The organism is Halorubrum sp. AD140, assembly GCF_034497445.1.
Taxonomy (GTDB): domain Archaea; phylum Halobacteriota; class Halobacteria; order Halobacteriales; family Haloferacaceae; genus Halorubrum.
Map to the genome: position 1 here is coordinate 1 of NZ_JAXRUU010000124.1, position 2,689 is coordinate 2,689.

Consider the following 2,689-nt stretch of genomic DNA (forward strand, 5'->3'; position numbering starts at 1 on the left):
ACGGCGACCTCCCTGACCGGCCACTCGGGCTCGCCCGGCAGCGAGTGGGTTCGACCGTCCGAAAAGTCCGGGAGGTCGCGGAGGTCGGCGGCCGGCGCGTCGCGGTCGGCGGGGGCGCCGTCACCGCTCGGCGCGTCGTCACCGCTCGGCGCGTCGCGATCGGCCACCTCCTCCCCTTCACTCCCGTGCTCGTCGTCGCTCACGATCGGACCACCTCCACGTGGTACGTCCGGCCCTCGTAGCGCACGCGGACCCCGTCGTCGGTCGCGGCCTCCGGCACCCGCTGTGCGAGCGCGTCCACCTCGTCGAACGGCGTGTGGGTGAACCACTCTTTCATCCCGTACGGACCGGTCTGGTACCCCTCTGAACGCCCGTCGTCGCTCGTCAGCGCGCCCGTGAGGAACGGGTACCGGCGGTCGGACGCGTTGTTCACGTCCGCCGCGGGCTCGTCGGTCTCGATCGGCTCGGCGGTGAGGTAGTACGGGTCGCCGCTGCCGAGGTAGCTCGGCAGGGCGCCCAGCGCGAGCAGCGCGACGAGGATCAGCGCGACGGCGACGAGGAGGTTCCGGGTGACCCGGCGCATGGCCGACGCTAGGCGCCGACGTGGAATACCGGTTTCGACCGCGGTGACTCTGGAATCCCCGCCGCGTCCCGTCCGCCGACGGGCTTTACTCGTCGGCGCCCCTGTCGACACGCATGGAGTTCCGGTTCGAGCTGGCGCTGTGTGCCGCGCTCGAATCGGCGGACCGCGTCGTCGCCCGGCAGCTCGGATCCGGCGTCACCGCACCGGGCGGTCGGATCGTCGACGTCTGCGTGCTGGAGTCCGGCCCGGGGTTCGACCGGCGGGCGACGATCACGCCCGAGCGGATCCCGGCCCCCGCGATCGAGGCGGCGGTCGGCCCGGGCGAGGCGGTCCCCGTCGCCGACGCGTTCGACCTCCCGCCGGACCGGGCCGCCGCGGTCGTCGAGCGCGCCGTCGAGGTCGGGTACCTCGAGCGCGAGCGGCGCGACGGACGCCCGGTCGTGCGCGCGACCGCCCGGTACCCGGACGACTGGGTCGGCTCGCTGACCGCGATCGAGAACAAACCCGACCTCGGAACGCCCGGCGACCTGGCGGCGCAACTACGGTATGACGTCGCGCTCGGCCTGTTCGACGAGGTCGTGCTCGCGACGGCCTCCTACGTCACCCGCGCGCACCTCAACCGCGTCCCCGACGCGGTCGGCGTCTGGCGGTTCGATCCGGAGACGGGCGAGCGCGAGGTGGTCCGAGAGCCGACGCCGCTCTCGCCCGACGCGCCCGGCGTCGAGATCCGCGCGGAGGGCTCGCTCCGGACCGACGTGGCGCTCGTCTATCCGGACGCGAAGGCCCGCAAGCGGCGCCGAATCGCGGAGCGGGCGTACGGCAAGGGGTGGCGTCCGTCGCCGCCGACGTGCGCGAACGCGGCGTCGACCGCCGACGGCCGGCCGTTCTGCGAGCGGTTCGACCGGGTGGTGGACCCGGGGCGCGAGTGCGGCGCGGGCTGTGACGCGCACGACCCCGCCGATCCCCCCGAGCTCGACCGCGACCGGCTCCGCGACGAGCGCACCGCCTGGGTTGCCGATCCCGACGGCGCGGGACCGCGCCGGCAGTCCGGGCTCTCGCGGTTCCGGTGATCGCCGGCGATCGCTGTGGGAATCCTTATACCCCGAGCGGCGGACTCTCAGGTATGGACGAAATCGACGACGTGTTCGTCGCGCGGCTGATGACGAGCGACCTCCACACGGTCACGCCCGACACGCTGGTCGAGGACGCGGCGGCGGTGCTGCTCGACAACGACGTCAGTTCGGCGCTGGTCGTCGACGACGACGGCGCGCTGGTCGGCATTCTCACCACGACAGACTTCGTCGACATCGTCGCGAAGAGCCAGCCGAAGGCGGAGACGACCGTCGAGCAGTACATGACCCCGGACCCGATCACGGCCGGCGCGCAGGACTCAGTCTCGGACGTCGCCGCGACGATGATCGAACACGGCTTTCACCACGTGCCCGTCGTCGACGGCGACACGCCCATCGGGATCATCACGACCTCCGACTTCGCCGCGTACGTCTCCTCGCCGGAGACGGCGTCGCCGTAGTCTCGTTCGCTCTCTCCCTCTCGTCCGTCACTCTCCTCCCCGCGGCCCCGCTTCCGTCAGCGACGCCGACAAGTGACGCCCCTTTCTGTGGGGTATTACCTCCGGCCCGCGTACGCGGGTCCATGTCGGACCATCTGCACCTCAACCTCTTCACCATGGCCTCGGTCGAGCACGTCTCGCCGGGATCGTGGACCTACCCCGGCGACCGGTCGCCGGAGTACGCGGACCGCGACTACTGGACCGAGGTCGCCCGCACCGCCGAGCGCGGCGGCTTCGACGCGGTGTTCTTCGCGGACGTGCGCGGCGTCTACGACGTGTACGGCGACGACCGTCACACCGCCGTGGAGAAGGCCGTTCAGACGCCCGCGAGCGACCCGCAGCTCCTCGTCCCCGCGATGGCGGAGGTCACCGACGATCTCGGGTTCGCCGTGACGCGCTCGACGACGTACACCCACCCCTACCAGCTCGCGCGCGAGTTCTCCACGCTCGATCACCTCACCGACGGTCGGGTCGCGATCAACGTCGTCACCTCCTACCTGGAGTCGGCCGCCGAGAACCTCGGGCTCGACGAGCGG

At 72.1% G+C, this 2,689-nt stretch carries 4 protein-coding genes and 1 pseudogene; 3 read left to right on the plus strand and 2 right to left on the minus strand.

The genetic code is table 11. The annotated features are described in order from the left end of the window. Both U4E84_RS16495 and U4E84_RS16500 read right to left on the minus strand, forming a co-directional pair. Positions 1–167, minus strand: a pseudogene (locus U4E84_RS16495) (NUDIX hydrolase); the annotation flags it as partial. Between the two features lie 32 nt (positions 168–199). After that, positions 200–583 carry a hypothetical protein gene (locus U4E84_RS16500; RefSeq protein ID WP_322533201.1) on the minus strand — a complete coding sequence of 128 codons (384 nt, stop codon included), beginning with the start codon at positions 581–583 and terminating at the stop codon, positions 200–202. Positions 584–696: 113 nt separating this feature from the next. On the opposite strand from U4E84_RS16500, the gene U4E84_RS16505 reads away from it, so the two are divergent. The 3 genes from U4E84_RS16505 to U4E84_RS16515 all read left to right on the plus strand — a co-directional run. Then, on the plus strand, positions 697–1,653 hold the full coding sequence (locus U4E84_RS16505; protein WP_322533202.1) for a DUF5787 family protein: 957 nt from the start codon (positions 697–699) through the stop codon (positions 1,651–1,653). 53 nt (positions 1,654–1,706) lie between these two features. After that, a complete protein-coding gene (locus tag U4E84_RS16510; RefSeq protein ID WP_322533203.1) occupies positions 1,707–2,114 on the plus strand; it encodes a CBS domain-containing protein in 408 nt (135 codons plus the stop codon). Between the two features lie 122 nt (positions 2,115–2,236). Further along, positions 2,237–2,689 (plus strand): LLM class flavin-dependent oxidoreductase (locus U4E84_RS16515; protein WP_322533204.1); only part of this gene is annotated, 453 nt, incomplete at its 3' end.